This window comes from Flavobacterium sp. FlaQc-52 (genome assembly GCF_044007495.1).
GTDB lineage: Bacteria > Bacteroidota > Bacteroidia > Flavobacteriales > Flavobacteriaceae > Flavobacterium > Flavobacterium cupriresistens.
This window is the reverse complement of the sequence record NZ_JBIPCV010000008.1, coordinates 22,434-41,969: the sequence shown is the minus strand read 5'-3', so window position 1 is coordinate 41,969 and position 19,536 is coordinate 22,434. Positions and strand designations below refer to the sequence as shown.

The 19,536-nt window shown below is 34.8% G+C and carries 14 protein-coding genes; 4 read left to right on the top strand and 10 right to left on the bottom strand.

Annotation, left to right across the window (positions count from 1 at the left end):
- The first annotated feature begins 160 nt into the window (after positions 1–160).
- The 3 genes from ACHRV5_RS14295 to ACHRV5_RS14285 are packed head-to-tail and all read left to right on the top strand — an operon-like array spanning position 161 to position 3,145.
- On the top strand, positions 161–631 hold the full coding sequence (locus tag ACHRV5_RS14295) for a hypothetical protein (protein WP_047774120.1): 471 nt from the start codon (positions 161–163) through the stop codon (positions 629–631).
- A gap of 44 nt (positions 632–675) precedes the next feature.
- Positions 676–2,406 (top strand): ATP-binding protein, encoded by a 1,731-nt coding sequence (locus tag ACHRV5_RS14290; protein WP_395427218.1) that lies wholly within the window; start codon positions 676–678, stop codon positions 2,404–2,406.
- Entirely contained in the window at positions 2,399–3,145 is a 747-nt protein-coding gene (locus ACHRV5_RS14285) for a LytTR family DNA-binding domain-containing protein (protein WP_047774123.1), read from the top strand. The genes ACHRV5_RS14290 and ACHRV5_RS14285 overlap by 8 nt, the downstream gene beginning before the upstream one ends.
- Positions 3,146–3,362: 217 nt before the next feature.
- Here ACHRV5_RS14285 and ACHRV5_RS14280 read toward each other — a convergent pair whose 3' ends face one another.
- The 9 genes from ACHRV5_RS14280 to ACHRV5_RS14240 all read right to left on the bottom strand — a co-directional run bounded on the left by ACHRV5_RS14280 (position 3,363) and on the right by ACHRV5_RS14240 (position 16,869).
- Positions 3,363–4,244: a bifunctional 5,10-methylenetetrahydrofolate dehydrogenase/5,10-methenyltetrahydrofolate cyclohydrolase gene (locus tag ACHRV5_RS14280; RefSeq protein WP_047774125.1), complete on the bottom strand. Its 882-nt coding sequence runs from the start codon at positions 4,242–4,244 to the stop codon at positions 3,363–3,365.
- Positions 4,245–4,363: 119 nt separating this feature from the next.
- Positions 4,364–5,716, bottom strand: a complete 1,353-nt coding sequence (gene ffh / locus ACHRV5_RS14275; RefSeq protein WP_047774126.1) for a signal recognition particle protein — start codon at positions 5,714–5,716, stop codon at positions 4,364–4,366.
- A gap of 1,159 nt (positions 5,717–6,875) precedes the next feature.
- Positions 6,876–8,558: an MBOAT family O-acyltransferase gene (locus tag ACHRV5_RS14270; RefSeq protein ID WP_395427217.1), complete on the bottom strand. Its 1,683-nt coding sequence runs from the start codon at positions 8,556–8,558 to the stop codon at positions 6,876–6,878.
- A gap of 1 nt (position 8,559) precedes the next feature.
- The gene (locus ACHRV5_RS14265; protein ID WP_395427216.1) at positions 8,560–9,891 is read right to left on the bottom strand and encodes a GDSL-type esterase/lipase family protein; all 1,332 of its coding nucleotides are present in this window, start codon (positions 9,889–9,891) and stop codon (positions 8,560–8,562) included.
- 82 nt (positions 9,892–9,973) lie between these two features.
- On the bottom strand, positions 9,974–11,455 hold the full coding sequence (locus ACHRV5_RS14260; RefSeq protein WP_395427215.1) for an SGNH/GDSL hydrolase family protein: 1,482 nt from the start codon (positions 11,453–11,455) through the stop codon (positions 9,974–9,976).
- A 201-nt stretch (positions 11,456–11,656) separates the two neighbouring features.
- Complete coding sequence (locus tag ACHRV5_RS14255; RefSeq protein ID WP_230003201.1) at positions 11,657–12,118, bottom strand: DoxX family membrane protein; 462 nt, start codon at positions 12,116–12,118, stop codon at positions 11,657–11,659.
- Between the two features lie 34 nt (positions 12,119–12,152).
- Positions 12,153–13,913 carry a T9SS type A sorting domain-containing protein gene (locus ACHRV5_RS14250; protein ID WP_395427214.1) on the bottom strand — a complete coding sequence of 587 codons (1,761 nt, stop codon included), beginning with the start codon at positions 13,911–13,913 and terminating at the stop codon, positions 12,153–12,155.
- 227 nt (positions 13,914–14,140) lie between these two features.
- Complete coding sequence (locus ACHRV5_RS14245) at positions 14,141–14,776, bottom strand: HmuY family protein (protein WP_395427213.1); 636 nt, start codon at positions 14,774–14,776, stop codon at positions 14,141–14,143.
- A 26-nt stretch (positions 14,777–14,802) separates the two neighbouring features.
- Positions 14,803–16,869, bottom strand: a complete 2,067-nt coding sequence (locus tag ACHRV5_RS14240; RefSeq protein WP_395427212.1) for a TonB-dependent receptor plug domain-containing protein — start codon at positions 16,867–16,869, stop codon at positions 14,803–14,805.
- Positions 16,870–16,976: 107 nt separating this feature from the next.
- On the opposite strand from ACHRV5_RS14240, the gene ACHRV5_RS14235 reads away from it, so the two are divergent.
- Entirely contained in the window at positions 16,977–17,885 is a 909-nt protein-coding gene (locus tag ACHRV5_RS14235) for a DUF6607 family protein (protein ID WP_395427211.1), read from the top strand.
- Positions 17,886–18,077: 192 nt separating this feature from the next.
- On the opposite strand, the gene ACHRV5_RS14230 is transcribed toward ACHRV5_RS14235, so the two are convergent.
- Positions 18,078–19,535, bottom strand: a complete 1,458-nt coding sequence (locus tag ACHRV5_RS14230; protein WP_395427210.1) for a SusD/RagB family nutrient-binding outer membrane lipoprotein — start codon at positions 19,533–19,535, stop codon at positions 18,078–18,080.
- Between the last annotated feature and the right edge of the window lies 1 nt (position 19,536).

Sequence of the window (19,536 nt, the reverse complement as noted above, 5' to 3'; positions counted from 1 at the left end):
CAATTGTTAATTAATTGCACTTATTGCAAACATTAAAAACTTATTAAGAATATCTTTACTATATTTGATTTCTGAAAAACCCCCTTTTTTATGTTTGCCTAATCAGCCAATTTCTTAAAAACATAAGGAACGAATATAATTTAACCCAAAAACAAAAACCATGGAAAAAACTCTTTTAAAATCGCCTGTTGCCACTATTAATCCTCCGGGGATAGAAATTATCGATGACAAAACGTATACTTCAGTAGGAAGTGTTTCATTTCCGAAAAGAAAAACAGAAGGAATTTTGGCTCCTTATGTCGAAGCATATTACAACGCTGATAAAAACATACTTACAGCAAGAGCGGTTGTTTATGTTGATGTAAATGTTTCACAAAATGAGACCTTCACTTGCTCTATCTTCCAAAATTGTTATGTTGACATGAATGGAAAATCACAATTACAATTTTTTATTGCTTATGATATGCCGGAAAAAATATCAAAAGACTTTACTATTTATGAAATTGATTTTCATGCCAAACAAGATATATTTCCAGGAAACCTTTCTGATGTAGAAACAATTCAAACTTTTCTTTGGGATATTGATCCGATATCATCAAGAGGAACAGAAACAATCGTGAGACCAACTTAGTACTTTCACAATTGTATTTGAATGAATTTAAATTGGATATACAAATGAATAAAATTATTTATATATGTATATTAATAGTTTTTCCTTTTATTCTTTTTTCTCAAAAGAAAAACAATGAATCATTAAGTTTTCAGCTTAAAAAAAAAGTAATTGAATTCAATAAAGAAGTCAATTTTAAAAAAGCGCAATCTTTTTTTTTAGAAGAAAATTGGGATTCAACATTAGTATACTCTATGAAGCAACTAAACAGGCTTCCTATAACAGAGTTAAATGACTACTGTCATTATTTTAGAGGGGTAAGTTTTACCCAGAAAAAACTTTTAGAAGAGGCTAAGCGTGAATTTAATTTAGTTTCAGTAAAATTTGCCTTTTATTATAAGGTGAAACTCAAGTTAGGTGAAATTGCTTTAAATCAGAATCAATTTAAAACTGCATTACATTATTTTGAGGAAATCCAAAAGCTTCCAAATTCGGGTTCGTATGACTTTAACAGAAGTAATGTTTTAAAAAACATCGGATTGTGTTATTTGCATCTTAAGAAATTTGATAAAGCTGAAGAATATTTACTAAAAAATTCTAAGTTAAATGAGGTTGAAAAAGATACAATATTGGTTGTTGAATCTTATTTAGATATTGCAACTTTGTATTATGAACAATACAAAGATAATTTAGCAATTCCTTACTATGAAAAAGCGTACCATTTATCTAAAAAAGTAAAATCTTTTAATTTAAAAAGGGCAACAGCAATGAATATGGCAGTTGTTGAAGAAAACAGAAAAAACTTCCCCTTAGCTTTAACCTATAGAAAAGAATACGAGGCCTGGAAAGATTCCTTAAACGATCAAAACAAAGTCTGGGCGATTGCAGATTTGGAGAAAAAATTTGCTGTCAAACAAAAGCAAAAAGAAGTAAACATACTCGAAGCCGAGAATAAAGTAAAAAAAGCCGAAAGAAATGGGTTTCTCATTTCTTCGGTTTTATTGCTGGTATTGTTGGGTGCCGGTGTTTATTTTTACAGACAAAAGATCAAAAGCAACAAAATCATCCTAGCGCAGAAAAACGAATTGGATGAGTTGAACGCCACAAAAGACAAACTGTTTTCTATCGTGAGTCATGACTTACGCTCTTCGGTAAATGCTTTAAAAGTAAGTAATGGTAAACTAATCGAGAATCTGGAAAACAAAAAGTATACAGAATTAGATGTTTTGCTTCACAACAACAGCACTATTGCTGCAGGTGCTTACAATCTGTTGGACAACCTGCTCAATTGGGCTTTGTTGCAAACCAAACAAGCCTACTTTTATCAGGAATCGTTGCATTTGGTATCGATTGTGCAACATGTAGAGTACAACTACAAGCCTTTGATGCTGGATAAAAAGCTAAGTTATAAAAATGAAGTAACGCCATCAGAGTATGTATTTGCTGATTTGGATTCGCTTAAGATCATCATTCGGAATTTTTTAGATAATGCGATTAAATTCTCTAAAGAAAACGGAACGATTTCGGTCTACTCGCGCCCTTCAACCGAAGACTTTTGTTATTTAGTAATTGAAGACACGGGATTAGGAATGAGCAATGCAAGCAGAGAAGAGTTACTAAAAGAAACCGTTTTACTTTCTAAGAAGAAAAATGACGACATCATAGGAACCGGTTTAGGAATGCAGTTGTGCAAAAGCCTGATTCATAAAAATGGTGGAAAATTGGACATAGAAAGCGAAGAAAACGTAGGGACGAAAATAATCATTGCCTTGCAAAAGTTTAAAAATCATGGATAATATTAATGTACTTATTATCGAAGACACTCCTGCGGAAAGTGATGCGCTTGTAAAAGTGCTTACCGAGAATAATTACAATATTGTTGGAATTGCAACATCCTACAGCGAAGCACTGACGCTATTTTACAACAATGTGATTGATATTGTTGTGATCGATGTTTTTCTCAACGGAAATCCGGATGGAATTACTTTTGCCGAGACGATTACCATTGTTCCGAACGGTATAAAACCCTTTGTTTTTTTAACCAGTTCTAAGGATCGCCAAATTTTTGAAAGAGCCAAGTTGACCAAACCGTTTAGTTTTTTGCTAAAACCATTCAATGAGCTCGAAATTTTGTATGCGCTGGAAATGGCTGTAGAGAAATTCTACGGACAGACCAATGTATTTCATAGTGAAGATCAGAATACCGTGATCAGCAATGAATCACTTTTTATCAAAAAAAATAAAGCTTTAAAGAAAGTCCGCATTGAGGATATTGTCTACATTGAAGTAGAAGATCGATATTGCAACATTATAACCGATGTTGAAAAATTTGTCATTCTAATTTCTTTAACTAAGATTATTCAGCTGTTAGATGAAACGAAGTTTTTTCAAACCCATCGCAACTACATCGTAAACGCGACAAAAATTGAAGAAATAATTGTAAATGACAATCTGGTTATCTTAAAAGGAAATCATAAAATCACCCTAAGTGATAAATACAAAGACTTCGTAAAAAACTTCCGCATCTTAAAGTAGGAGTTACAAGAGTGTCTATATAACAAAGAGCCGTTTCATTGGAAGCGGTTTTTTTTGTTTCATGTTTCATGTTTCATGTTTCATGTTTCAACTGGGACGGAAACTGGGACTGGAAACTGGGACTGAAAACTGAGACTGAGACCGAGACTAGTCGATAAAAGAAAAAGCCCATCACAATGGATGGACTTTCTTTATTGACATCTAAGCCTTTTAACTCTTATTTTGCGTTTCTCATTTTACGTGCTAAAAGCGTATTTTGAAGTAACATTGCAATAGTCATTGGTCCTACTCCGCCCGGAACAGGTGTAATATAGGAAGCTTTTTTACTTACTCCGTCAAAATCAACATCACCGGTGATGATGTATCCTTTTGGATGTGAAGCATCGTCTACTCTTGTAATTCCAACGTCAATCACTACCACGCCGTCTTTTACCATATCTGCTTTCAGGTAATTTGGAACTCCTAAAGCAGTGATAATAATATCTGCATTTCTGGTGAACTCTTCTATGTTTTTAGTTCTACTGTGGGTTAACGTTACGGTTGAATCTCCCGGATTTCCTTTACGGCTCATCAAGATACTCATTGGACGTCCTACGATATGGCTTCTTCCAATTACAACGGTATGCTTACCGGCTGTATCAATTTTATAACGCTCCAATAATTGCATAATTCCAAATGGCGTTGCCGGAATGAAAGTATCCATTTCTAAAGCCATTTTTCCAAAATTGGTTGGATGAAAACCATCTACGTCCTTAATAGGATCAATCGCCATTAAGATTTTTTGCTCGTCAATATGTTTTGGCAAAGGCAATTGAACGATATATCCGTCAAGTGCATCATCTTCGTTTAATTCTTTGATTTTTGCCAACAACGCTTCCTCAGTAATATCTTCAGGTAAACTTACCAAAGTAGAATCAAAGCCAATTTGCTGGCAAGATCTTACTTTACTTCCCACGTAAGTTAAGCTTGCTCCGTCTGTCCCTACAATAACGGCTGCTAAATGAGGTACTTTTCCTCCAGCATCTTTTATTGATTGAACTTCGGCTGCGATTTCGTTTTTAATGTCTTCAGCTGTTTTTTTACCGTCTAGTAGTTGCATTGTTTTTGTTTCAAGTTTAATGTTTCAAGTTTCAAAGTGAAACTTCTAATTATTATAGCAAAAAAGTTCCAAATTCCGGTCTCAAAACTTGAAACCTAAAACTTGAAACTTTTTTTATTTTATCTCGGCATTCCACCTGGCATTCCTTTCATGCCTCCCATCATTTTCATCAGATTTTTTCCGCCCGGACCTTGCATCATTTTCATCATCTTACTCATTTGGTCAAACTGCTTCATCAACTGATTTACCTGCTCGACTTTCGTTCCGGAACCTTTAGCAATTCTGGCTTTTCTTTTTACGTCGATTAGGGAAGGTTTACTTCTTTCGATTGGCGTCATCGAGTGGATGATGGCTTCGATATGTTTGAAAGCATCATCTTCAATTTCAACATCTTTCATGGCTTTTGAAGCTCCCGGAATCATTCCAACCAGGTCTTTCATATTACCCATTTTTTTCACTTGTTGAATCTGCGTCAGGAAATCGTCAAAACCAAATTCATTTTTAGCGATTTTCTTTTGAAGTTTTCTGGCTTCTTCTTCATCAAATTGCTCTTGCGCTCTTTCAACAAGAGACACAACATCTCCCATACCTAAGATACGCTCTGCCATACGATCCGGATAGAAAACATCAATTGCTTCCATCTTCTCGCCGGTACCTACAAATTTGATTGGTTTGTTTACAACCGATTTAATTGAGATTGCAGCTCCTCCACGAGTATCACCGTCTAATTTCGTTAAGATAACTCCATCAAAGTTTAAGATATCGTTGAACGCTTTTGCGGTGTTTACAGCATCTTGTCCTGTCATAGCATCTACAACGAACAAAGTCTCCTGTGGTTGAATTGCTTTGTGAACACGTGCAATTTCATCCATCATTTCCTGATCCACTGCCAAACGTCCGGCTGTATCGACAATCACAACGTTGAAACCGTTTGCTTTTGCATGTTTGATTGCATTTTGCGCAATCTCAACAGGATTTTTGTTTTCCGGTTCTGAGTATACCTCAACCCCTATTTGATCTCCTACTACATGTAACTGGTTAATCGCCGCAGGACGGTAGATATCACATGCTACTAATAGTGGTTTTTTATTTTTCTTTGTTTTTAGAAAGTTGGCTAATTTTCCAGAGAAAGTTGTTTTACCTGATCCTTGCAATCCTGACATTAAAATAATGCTCGGGGTACCGGAAAGATTAATTCCTGCAACATCTCCACCCATTAATTCAGTTAGTTCGTCTTTTACTAACTTTACCAATAACTGACCTGGCTGAAGTGTTGTTAAAACGTCCTGACCTATTGCTTTTTCTTTTACTTTGGTGGTAAAATCTTTAGCAATTTTAAAGTTAACATCGGCATCTAACAAGGCACGACGAACTTCTTTCAAGGTATCGGCAACGTTTACTTCTGTAATTTTCCCGTGTCCTTTTAATATATGGAACGCTTTATCTAACTTATCACTTAAATTATCAAACATACTATTTTCTTTATTTGAGCTGCAAAGATAATCTAATTAGATATTTTAGGCAATTTTTATTTAGTGTCAAAGTTGGTGGGGAGTTTTTGTTTCAGGTTTCAAGTTTCAGGTTGAAACTGGGACTGTAAAGTGTGACTGTTGCTCAGGTTTAAATTGCTTTTTGGCTCTTGTATTTGTGGGGAATTTGACGGTAAGGGGCTTTTTTTTTGCACGCAAAGGCGCGAAGACGCGAAGTTTTACTCTCTTTTTTGTAAAAAGGTCTTGCGAACTTTGTGTGAAAAACTTGAAGACAAAGAAGCCTTATTCTTTTTGCTCGCAAAGACGCAAAGTTTTTTCTTTAGCACGCGGATTTTGCGGATTGGGCTGATTTTACTTGTATCTAACAAAAACCATTTTGTCTTTCATCCCCACACAAAAAAAATCTGCAAAATCTGCCAGATCTGCGTGAAAAAAAATCAAGTTAAAAACAAGTCGACAACTCAACTTCAAACTGAGAACTGAGACTATTTTCTTTCACATTACAAAATAAGGCACGAAGACGCAAAGTTTTACTCTCTTTTTTGTAAAAAGGCCTTGCGAACTTTGTATAAAAAACTTGAAGACAAAGAAGCCTTGTTGTTTTTGCTCACAAAGGCGCGAAGACGCAAAGTTTTTTCTTTAGCACGCAGATTTTGCGGATTGGGCTGATTTTACTTATCTCTGATAAAACCATTTTTTCGTTTATCCCCGCACAAAAAAAATCTGCTTAATCTGCAAAATCTGCGTGAAAAAAATCAAATCAGAAATAAATTTATTCTTCAACTGTTAACTGAAACCCGACACTGTAAACTGAAACTGTAAATTGAAACTGAAACTGTTTTTTTTTCAAACTTTATACAAAAAAGGACGCAAAGGTTCTTCTTTAGCACGCAGATTTTGCAGATTGGGCTGATTTACTTAGTCTCTGATAAAAATCATTTTGTCTTTCATCCCCACACAAAAAAATCTGCTAAATCTGCCAGATCTGCGTGAAAAAAAACAAGTTAAAAACAAGTCGACAACTCAACTTCAAACTGTAAACTGAAACTGCAAACTGAGACTATTTTATTTCACATTACAAAAAAAGGCACAAAGAATAAACTTTGCGCCTTTGTACCTCTGTACCTTTCTAACAATCCTCCTAAAACTGGAAGTAAATAAAAGGTTGTGAACCTGCAACTGCGGTTGCGTAAACGATCCAGTATACAAAACCTAGGACTACCGCTTTTAAAAGCAATGGTGTTCTGTCAAAAGTCCATTTTAATTTTGTGGTGAATAACTCCGGTAAGAAATGCCAAACGTAACCGAAAAGCATTAAAAGAAATACATTTTTATATCCTAAAACTATTGCTTTCCATTGTTCCGGTTCGAAAGTTAATTGACCAATATTATTGATTACCTGTAAAGCCGTATCAAAGTCTCTGGCGCGGAAAAAGATCCAACAAAAGACTACGAAATGAAAGGTTATAGCTATTGAAATAAAAGTCCAAATAGCGGGTCTTTTACTTTCTTTTTTGGCCGGGAAAAATTCCAGAAAGATTTTGTGTACCGCCAATGCTAAACCGTGTAAAGCTCCCCAGATAATAAACTGTGCCCCTGCTCCGTGCCACAATCCACCCAAAAGCATCGTCGTAAACAAGTTAAAATTGGTTACTGCGGTTTGACTTTTTTTGTTTGAAAGTAAAAAGGTAAGCGCAAAAACAACAATTGAACTAATCGCAATAACTAACGGAATTATACTCACATTGATGTTTGTAATTCCCCATAATAACAATCCGAAGAAAAATAAACTCGGGAACAAATATCCTGCGAAAGATCCTTCGCGGTTTCCTCCAATAGAGATATACAAAAAGTCTTTTAACCAGGTCGATAACGAAATGTGCCATCTTCTCCAGAAATCGGTAATTGAGGTTGATTTATACGGCGTTCTAAAGTTGGCCGGCAACTTAAATCCTAACAATAAAGCAATACCGATTGCCATATCTGAATATCCTGAAAAATCACAGTAAATCTGAATCGCATAACCATAAGAGGCCATCAAATTCTCAAATGATGTATAGGTCATCGGCGTATCGAAAACACGATCCACGAAGTTTACAGAGATGTAATTGGAAATAACGGTTTTCTTGATTAATCCTCCAATAATAAGGAACAACGCATTGTTTACATCTTCTTTGGTCAGATTCAGCTTTTGATAAATCTGAGGAAGAAAATCTTTGGCACGTACAATTGGCCCTGCCACTAATTGTGGAAAGAAAGAAACGAAAAACAAATATTCGATGTAATTTTTTGTTGGTTTGATTTCTTCCCGATAAATCTCAATGATATAACTCATCGACTGAAAAGTATAAAACGAAATCCCCACCGGAAGGAAAACATCGTGAAGTTGGAAATGACCATTGAACATATCATTGTAGGTCACAATCATAAAGTTCATGTATTTAAAATATCCCAGTAATCCCAAGTTCAGAATAACACTTATCACCAGGTAAATTTTCTTGATTGTGTCTTTCTTTTGTCTGTAAATAATCTGACTCAGACCATAGTCGACTACGGAAGAAAGCAGTAACAATAAAAAGTAAATCCCGCTTGACTTGTAATAAAAGAAAAGCGAAAACAATATCACGTAGGTCAATCGCAAATAGAATGTTTTACGCAAAAAGGCGTAAACGAAATAAAAAACCAAAAACAATCCGAGAAACAAACCGGTATTAAACAGTAACTTTTCTTCGGGATTGTATATAAACCAACCTTTAACCTGTTCGATGGTTATTTCACCAAAATTATGAACAAACCAATCATTTATGCTATTAACTGTTATCAACTTATTTTTTTAATTTAAAATTATCGTATGCTTTTAAAAATGCCTCGGCAAACAATTTTCCTTGTTTTTCGTATCCTTTTTTAGAGTAATGAACCCAATCCGGTCCTATTAATCCTTCTGTTCTTAATCTTCGAACCCCATTTATACCTCCAAATTCATCGTATAAATCCCAAACTGCAAAATCATCTGTTTTAGAAACTTCAATGATATGTCGGGCATAATCGGCAACAAAAATATTAGGTCTTCTGGCTTTAAGCAAAGACGGAGGGGGTGTTGCGACAATAATAGGAACATTAATGCCTTGTGCTTTCACATTCCTTATAAACTCACGCAACTGTTGTATATAAGCCGCAGCGTCCATTTTATCATAGCTCTCGTTTGTTCCTAATGAAAAAACCAGCATGTCGGGATGAAGCGCTTTTAATTGCTCAAAAAACAAGGGATATTTATTGTAATCTGAAAACTTGGCTCCATTTACTCCAATGCTGCTGTACAATAATCCCGGAGCATCTTTTTCTAAAACAAGTCCGCTAAGTTCGTATTTTGAGGCACTTTTATTCGGAATCAGAAAAATTTTATCCAGTGCTTTATCCGAATTATAATAATGTGAAAAAGAATCGGATTGCAACTGTAACGGAACAAATTCTGATACGGAAACAGATCTTGTTCTTTTTTCGTTTGTCGAAATTTTCAGCGTTCTGCCAGCGCGAATTGCATTTGACTTTAAATGATTGTCTCTTTTTAGTTCTGAAACCGAAACATTATACTTGTCTGCGATGGTAGAAAGTGCTTCTCCTTTTTTTATTTTATGTGTGATGACTTTTGGCTCACTCGTCTGAATTGTATTGGTTTTAGACGAAACCGCCAAATCAAACATATCTTGATTTTTTGGGGTTATGATTCGGATTGAATTGAATTTATAAGCCGCATCCTTCACATTTAGCTCTACTACAAAACCTCCGTTATCCCTCCAAAGTGCAATACCACTTAAACCAACAGGATTGTTTCTCACGGGGTGAATGTTTCGATAACTTTCCCAGCCTTTGCTTGACTTGAAACGTTCGTTATAAGAACCATTTGTTTTGGCCAACTGATACGGAAAAACAAAACCACGACCTCCATTACCAAATTCCTGCTGAAGTCTCTTTCTGATTTCATTGGTCATAAGATCGCTCTGAATGTGAGAATCTCCGATATGTACAATATTAATCTTCTTATTCTTTTGACTCTCGTTATCCTTTAATTTTTGGAAAACGCTCTCTAACTCTTTCGCATTATAAATCCGATCATCAGAAAAAGAATCAATCGCTGTTGTATCCACTTTATGAGTCATACTTTTTGTTATTGGAAGTGGTGCTGTCTTTTGAGGTTTTTCATTCGTAGAAAAAAAGAAACAACAAAAGAAAATAATAAGTCTATTCATCTATACTATCTTTTTTGACAGATACGGAATCTGTCTTCGTTTTTCTGACGGGTCTTGATCCCTCGCCTCTTTCTCGTTTTTCACGCAGAATTTTATACTCTTCGTATCCTTTATTTAACTGACTGTATAATAAATTACCGATTGCTTTTGCACCACGCTGATTAAAGTGGGTGTAATCTTTATTAGCTCTTGCCGGCGATTCGTCAACCCATTTCACCATCGATCCGTCTCCTCCCATCAAAGTATACAAATTGACAAATCCGGATTCTGTATCTAGGGCGTATCTTTTTTGCGCTCTCATTAACGGAACTACAGCTGAATCGGTCTTCATTTCAAGATCGTATTTAGTCGATTTATCTGCTGTTGAAACAATCAGAATAGAAACTCCCGGGAATGATTCTTTTATTTTATTGATGGTTTTTGTCATTCCTCTTTGGTACCACGAATAATTTTTGGTTCCGTAGTTCAAGACGTTCGTTCCATAATGTAAAACAATCAAATCGTATTTTAGATTGTTGTTGAATGCTTGCATTACGCCTGCATTAAACGTTGAAATCGGCAATCCTGAATTTCCTCTCTGTGAAAAATTATCCACGTGAACTCCGCTACCGTTATCAAAATTAAAACCATACACAGGAATAGAATCAGCCTTAATAAAGTTGGCTTTAAATGATTTTATACTTCCGGAAGTCACTTTTAAAGTATTTACCAGATTATTCGGAACGAGGCTTTTTCGTAAGGTATCTTTACCGATAATGAAATTCACATTTCCTTTTTTGGATCCTCTTCCATAAAACAAAGTTGGATTGTCTAAAGCAGTAGAAAATTTATTTAATCCTGCCTCGTATTGTACCCAGGTTGTATTGGCTCTGTCATTGGCAAAGAATACGTGTCCATTAACTCCAAAAGGACTTGTGGGTCTTTTTACATTTAAGTAGGATTGTGTTTTCCAGTTTTTAGAAAACAGTGTTTTTACAGAACCTCTCGATGCTGATGATTCTGAAATTATCGAAACAAAACCAACTCCGGTTCCTCCAAAGCGCTCCTGATACTTCATTCGCACGTCTTGTACAATTAAATCACCATCGGTCATAGAATCTCCATAATATGCAATTCGTACTTTGGCTTGTGGATTTTTCTCTAACTGGTATAATTTCTCGTAAAAAGAAATCAGGTATTGAAATCCTTTATAATCCTCAAAAGTTTCTGAAGGGAATTCGATACCTTCCGATTCATCAAAAACGATATTTTCTCCTGCATCTCTTTTTTCTTCTTCAGAAATGCTGTCTTCGTCTGCAGACAACGAATCATTTGCCACCGACTCTAAAAGAAGACTGTCAATCAATATGTTTTTGGAATCGATTTTACTGTCGGAAAAAATTTTATCCGGTAAGATTTGTTTAAATCCAATGAATGCTATGAATGCTAATGCTACAATGGCAAAAGACTGAAAGAAATAAGATTTTGTATTCACTTAGTACTTATAAATTTGAAGATTGGTTTTCTAAAAACTTGCGCCTTTAAAATTCCTATTAATTCCGCTTAAAAAAACAGCTGCAAAGATAGGATTAAACGTTAATTTATAATTCTTTTTAACGATTAAAATAAAAACAAAAAAAGAGGCCGGATAAATCCAACCTCTCTCAAAAAAAAATAAAAAAAACAAAGCTAATGATTAACTAAATTTTAAAGCCGTTTTATTGTATAACATTGGTTTCCAAAGTTTAAAACTAAAACCAATTATAGCCAAGTTGATAAGCAACAATCCGGACATCTGAACCAATTCTCCAACCTCATTGGGTTCTAAGAACAAATGGAACAGAAAAATGTTAATCGTAACAGGTAAGGCGATAATAGCTCCCATTAGCGAGAACAGCTGACTGATCAGCAACACACCCGCTAAAAGTTCGACAAATCCCAAAAACTGCCAAAAATAATTGGTCTGTTGCATCCCGAAAATATAATTTTGAATTTTCAGAACTTCGGTATTTGGTGCTACTTCTTCTCCTTTTTTTATGGTTTCTACCATTTCTGTCGGAGCAGGACTAGGAGATTCAAACTTGTTGAATCCTCCTAAAATCATCATTCCTCCCAGAATTAGTGTAAAAATTATTCTTAGTATTTTTAGTGTTTTCATCTTGTCAAACAATTTAAATTATCAAAAACAAAACCTATTGAAACGAAATCTTACCGGATTTCACTTCTTTATTATCTGCCATTATCTTATAGAAATAAAGCCCTTTTGGATAGTTAGAAGGGAAATTCCAATTCACTACCTGATTTGGAGTAACTGTTCCTCTAAAAATAGATTTAGTTTCTCTTAACCCTTCTGAAAAAATGGTAATTTCAATTTCTTTGTTGGCAGAGAAATTGGTTGTAAAGTTTACAGATTGTGTTGTTGGGTTTGGGTAAACGGTTACATCAGTTGGAACTGATTTTTCACTTGCAATAGCTGTTTTTGCAGAACTCCCTTTAGGCAAAATTGTAATCGTATTACTTGTAGAAATTTTATTACCTGAGTAAACTTTTCTATAGAATTTAGTCGTCAAATAACCTTGAATAACTCCCTGATAACTCTGATTGCGTCCAACTACCGTTACCCCATCAACAACCTCTCCATCAGGTAATTCATGATAAATATAATGTTCATATTTAAAACCTCCAGTACCACCAGTTGGCAATGATCCCTCAATAGTATTTCCTGACAAAGTAATTATATTATTTCCGATTTCTTTAGCTGGAGAAATGACAATCGAATTACTACCGGAAGTTTTATTACCCGATGTTACAGTTCTATATATAAATAAATTAGGATATGAATTTAAATAATTATAAGTGTCAACACTAATCTCAAAATCTTTTCCTGTATCTGCAAAAGTAAATGGTTCCTCACCGCCCATTAACATCCAAGAATATTGATATGAATTATTCCCTCCTGTCGGCTGACTACCAGTTATAGTAGAACCACTAATTGAAATTGTATTATTTTCTAAGGATGCAAGAGGTAATATTTTAACTCGGGTACTTGTAATTGTTTGCCTACCTGAGGTGACTATTCTATTTATAAAAAGATTAGGATACAAATTTAAATAGTCATATATATCTTTAGTCAGTTCAAAATTTTGTCCCGTCTGTGGAAAAGTATATGGCTCTTCACCTCCCCATAAAACCCAAGAATATTGATATTCATTAATACCTCCTGTTGGTAAACTACCGTAAATTGTAGATCCATTTAAAGTTATTGTATTATTTTGTAAAGCTGGCGCAGGAATTATATTAACCGTAAGAACATTACTGTATCCATATGAATCAGTAGACGAATTATATGTTCTTCTCCAATAATCAAACACCTCTGAATCAGCAGGTAAATAATCTTTACCATTGGCTCCTTTAATCAAGATTGTAGGCGTAACATCTCCGAATTTCATCCTTTTAAACCATTGATAACTAAAGCCTACCCCCAAATCACTCCCTATAATTGGAGTAGATCTGTCAGTTTCATTTCTATAAACATTAAAAAAATTTTCAAATTTATAAGGGGCTCCTGCAAAAGTAATCATGTTAGGATTAGTCGTTGGAGTTGGTGGATCCGTTGGATTCTTTGGGTCTGTTGGGTTTGTAGATCCACTTTTATAATTTACAGTAATTATAATCATTTTTTTCTCCTCTTGGAAACAACTCCCATCAGTAGAAAATTTATAAACGATCTGCGTATTAGCCGTTACTGTTTTTTTAAACTTATATCTTAATGTTGTATTTCCTCCTGGTGATAAAATATTTCCATTTGTATATGTGCTCGAAAGAATACCATCATTATTACCGCAAGACTGCATTGTATTAAGAAACACGGGAGAAGAACTACTACCATAACAATTGACCAATATATCAACAACACCTTCTACACCCGAATTGAGATCAATTGTTTTTTTCAATGTACTGTAAGTCACTGTATTTTGAGAATACCCAGTTACTACACAAAATAGTAATGTTATTAAAAAAAGTAATTTTATTTTCATAGTATTCACCTGATTGTTTCGTTTTGGTTTTTGAAGTTATTTATAGATAGAATCTTGGTTATTTACCAAGATTCTATCCATTGGAATATCTCAAAAGTGTAGATTCAAGACATACACTATCATACTCCATATTTATTTATTCCTTAGAAAGTCGTTGTGCTATTAGCTTGATAAGCAAAATTGAAAGTATAATATCTAGCTGTTGCTGTTGCTGGGTCTGGTGTTACCGGCGCACCTTTGTAATAGCTTAAGATTTCAAATTTAGCGTATTTTCCATCATGTGTTTTTACAACAAATACTTTTCCTGCTTTAGCAGTAATAAGGTGATTTCCTCCATTATAATCATACCATGCATTTGCTCCTGAAGTTGGAAACGCACTGGCAGCAGTTGCGTCTTGAGTAAAAGTAGCTGCTGCAGGAATTGCATTCACACTAGCAAATGTTCCCGAAACAATACTTACCGCACCACTTCCTGTTCTGTTTGGTTCCCCAGCTGTAGCGCTAATTACAGTTCCACCATTTACAATAATGGCAGTTCCACGAAAAGCAATATCCCACTTATCACTTGTTACTACTTTATTTTCAGAAAAACTGAATTTTGTAAAATCACCAGTTGTTGGTTGTCCCATCCCACCTGATTGTGGCGCATAAATATCAGAAACTTTTTGAGTTACAACTGCTGGAGGGGTTGTATCTTCTTTCTTATCATCATCACTACTGCAAGATGTCATAAAAATAGCTACTGCTAAAAGCGAAAGTTTTAAAAAATTTGTTTTCATTGTAAAAGTGTTTAAATATTTGTTAATTAAAAATTATATTGAATTCGTGCAAAAAGCTGTCTACCTGCAAGATTAGGAATTTCACTTGGGTCCTTATAATCAAGTAAATTATTAGCCCCCAACTGAAAGAATAACTGATCTGTAATGTTTTTTGATGCCGTTAAATTGGCTATAAAATAATCGCTGATAAACTTATCGTATTTGTCCAAAATCGCATTTCCATTAGTATCAAACAATCCATATTTGCTTCGGTAAAAAACGCGCAAATTGACATCTGTTTTTATTACCGGGATACTGTAGGCAAATTTGATATTAGCGGTATGTTTTGATCTGTTAAACAATCCGAAATAATCTGATTTATTAAGTTGAATTGTTTCTAGCTTCGAATTCCTTATGTATTGATATTGTTCGAAATTATCAAGTACCGCTTCATCTTTAGCCGTTAGATACTGATATCCTACTGATACGGCAAATTCTTTTGTAAAACTATAGGTTGAATTAAACTCCAAACCATAGGTAAAAACTTTACTTGTATTAAAATAACTAAAAATATTTCCGCCCGATTTCTTAGTAGCTACCACTCTCGTGTCAATCAGATTTTCAATCGAATTATAAAAAGCATTAACATCTAATCGAAGTTTATTCTTTTTATAAAAAGTACCAAAATTGAAATTTACAGCACTCTCCGCATTTAATGGTTTATCAAAACTTATTCCCTGCACTCTGCTTGCAATCTGACCTTCACTCTCGAATTGGTTCAGGCGATCTTCAGCCACATTGTACCCCAAAACACTGTATCCTGCCGCCGGATTTGTAAAATCGAAAAACAATTGGCGAAAGTCCGGTGCTTTATAACCGTAACCTACAGAACCTTTTAAAGATAAATTGTCATTTACTTTATAATTTACCGCCAGTTTCGGGCTTAATTGTGATGCATATTCACTATGATTATCATATCTGAATCCGGCAAGAATATTCCATCTGTCCGCTGGATTATAATCGTATTGCACAAAAACATATTGAGAATTAAATTTTACATTTTTATCAAAATAGGTTCTGTCCAGACTCTCGTAATTCACCCCTACTCCTGCTGTCAACTTATCCTTATTTATTGTCAGTGTAGTTCTCACTTCCGGTCGAAAAAGCCACTGATTATAATAGGCTTTATCAAAAGCTACATTATTCTCATCGTTTAAAAAGGAATCATTTTTATAATTTGTCGCATATAATTCATACTCTGTGTACAGCTTAGAATTCCATTTCTGCTCTAATTTAATTTGTGAATTCCACTCGTTTTCTTTTGCCTCTCCTTTATAACTTTTAGCATCAATTATAGCCGGATTATCCATCTTCTGATTATAGAAACGATTGCTTACTGTCAATTTTAGATTATCCGAAAAGTCATAATACAATTTTGGCTGAATGGTATAATTATAAAAGCTCTCAACATTTTTCAAAGGGCTATTTTTATCTAAATCATAGCCAGCAGTCGAATAAAAATCGGCAAATAAATTAGCTGCAAACTTCTTCTTCTTCCAAAGCAAATTAGCATTAGCATTATTGGTATTAAACGTTGCATATCGATAAGAAAGAGCTCCTGAAAACGTATCTTTTTTTGGTTTTTTTGTGATTACATTAATCACTCCACCCATTGCCTCTGAACCATATAAAGCAGATGACGCTCCCTTTACAATTTCTATTCTATCTATATTTCCAACAGAAACTCTTGATAAGTCCAAAACTCCTGAAGACCTACCCACAAGTGGCACACCATCAATTAAAATCATAGTGTAGGCTGCATCCAAACCCTGCATCTGAATCCCTTCGAAACCACTTTCATCCGGAATCAATATAACTCCTGTTTGCTCATTTAAAATTTCATTTAATCTTGTAACACCTGTTTTTAGAATTGCTTCAGATGTAATAACAGTCATTGGCAACGGTAATGACGAAAGGACTCTTTCTGTTCTTGTACCTGTAATTACTATTTCAGACAATTCTTCCTTCGAATTAATTGTATCTTTTTGCTTCTCCTGCGCTGAAAGATTTAGGACAAATGCAACGGCTGCAAAAAGGATAATTTTTCTTTTCATTATTTTTATTGAATCTTAATAAGTCGATGCAAATATATAATTATTTTTATCTATTCTAAATAAAAGCCATATATTTGCGAAAAATTTAAAATAAAATAATTGAAGTTATGATTACAAAAAGCCTCTATTTTTCAGCCGTTATGGCTTTGACTTGCAGCCTTGGTTTCAGTCAGGATGCAAAAAAGCAACAGGACCTAAAGTCAATAAAATCAATGTGTGGATGTTATGAAGTAAAATTTAATTTTGCTGAAACTTTTCAATATGCGAAGGATACTCTTACTTATAAACCTTCTCAAACCAAACACGAATCGGCATTAGAATGGGTAGAACTTTTAGAAGATACTCCAAATAAGGTTGTAATGCAGCACTTGTTAATTGTAAGTGACGACATGATCATCAAACACTGGAGACAAGATTGGTTGTATGAAAACACAGATCTTTATTCTTTCGACAAAAGCAGCTCTTGGAAATATAAAAAATTAGACAAAAAAGCCGTAAAAGGACAATGGACTCAAAAAGTATATCAGGTAGACGACAGTCCAAGATATGAAGGTTCTTCTACTTGGGTACATGTAGACGGAAAAGACTACTGGACAAATGTTGCTGATGCACCGTTACCAAGAAGAGAGCAAACAAAACGTAACGATTATAATGTTTTAAAAAGAAGAAACATTCATGAAATCACTGCTACAGGATGGAACCATGAACAAGACAACGATAAAGTAGTAAGAGATGATTCCGGAAAAGATTATGTATTAGCTCAGGAAAAAGGATTCGATGTTTATACTAAGGTTCCGGATATCAAATGTATCGCTGGTCAAAAATGGTGGGCAGCAAATAATGCCATCTGGAAAAATGTTCGTGATAAATGGCAAACTCTTTTTGACAGACATAAAGACTTAAACTTAGAGGCTAAAGTAGACAGAAAAGCACTTTATTCTTTGCTATTCGATTTAAAACCAACTGCTACAAAAGCAGAAAGTGATGCTATAATCGACAAGTTTGTAAAACAATAAATATTGTGTGTTAGTTATAAAAAAGCTGGTAATCTTAGGATCACCGGCTTTTTTTATTCCTAAAAAAACCGTTTAAAAATTAATTTAAACGGTTTACCTTTATTTTTTTTCTAAAAGCTTACTAATTCAAAATAGTTAAAATGAATAAAGGTTTTTATTGTAGTCCGGGTTTAATCAGAATTTAGTTGAATCCTAGTATTTGTCCCAGAATAATTTAGTCGTCATTTTATCTCCTCCAATTGCACTTGAAGCTGCTGCATAATTGGCTCCGTTTGTAGAAGGGGCTAAATGCGAGTATACCATTCTCACGGGAACCTTACCCTCGGCAGCCGGTACTGCTGTAGATGGTGCCACAAGTTTAGGAAAATCAAGTCTTCTGTATGCCGTCCAGGCTTCAAATCCCCTGTTGTAGTAGGCAATCCACATTTGGTATGCAATTCTTTCTTTGGCATTACTACCTGTTGCGGTAGCAAAAGCAACATTAGGCTGTGCCAGATATGCGGTTATGTCTGCATCTGCAACACCCCAATATTTCATACTTGCAGTAATACCATTGGTGTAATGCGTACTTGCAGGACTTCCAACTGCCCAGCCCCTGTTTGCGGCATCAGCCAGTAAAAAAGAAGTTTCGGCATAGTCAAAAAGATCTCCTTTGAAATTGATTTCTTTCAGGGCTTTATTGAATATGGATACGGTTTGAACATCCGCTTTAAAACCATATGGTGCCCCAACATATACACCTCCCTTTTTAGAAGCGGGGTCAAAGTAGAAATCTCTTCTCGGATCCGTAAGATCATTTAAAGCAGTTGTAAACAAACTTGATATCGAATAGTCTGCCCTGCTTTTGAAACTCTCATAATTTGGATTGAAGTGCGGTTTAACCGAGGTGTACTGGAAAATAGCATTATCACTGTTACTTGTCATAGCACCTGAAGTATAGGCCGTTTCAACCAAGGTCTTAGCAAGAACCGGATCTACATCTGACAATTGCATCCCTAATCTGATTTGAATAGAATTTGCGTACTTTTTCCACCTTGCCACATTCCCACCATAAACCAAATCAGCTTTACCAAAACTAGCCTGTGTGAGATCTAATTTACTTATTGCCAAAGTTAAACGGCTTGCCAAATCTTTATAAATTGTTAATCCATCATCGTATTTTGGCTGCAAAACTCCTGTTTTTATGGCTTCAGAATAAGGTATATTACCATACAGATCCACCAGCGTTTGGTAGACTTGTACAATCTGAATCTCAATAATCGCTAATTTATTTTGTTTTACAACTATAGCCTGGGCGCCCGTTGCGGGAGCAGCTGTTATTTTATTCTGTGCATCGATCAGGTCTTTTAATACATCTCTGTACAACAATACCCAATTTGAGTTTCCTAACAGACGGGAATCCATGTCATATCTGGACTCATCCGGATAAGCAACCTCTGACCATTGTTGCGCATACAACCTAAAGTTGTTTCTATTTACAGATGAATTATTTAAAAAGATAGCATACTGTTCTTGAGCCGAAGACATAAGAGCTTCGGGTACAGGGGTAACATACGCTTTGGTATCATCGTTTAACCCCTCAAGGTTATCACAGGAATACAAACAGAGTCCTAACAATGCAAAAAGTATAGGATATTTTCTTTTTTTCATT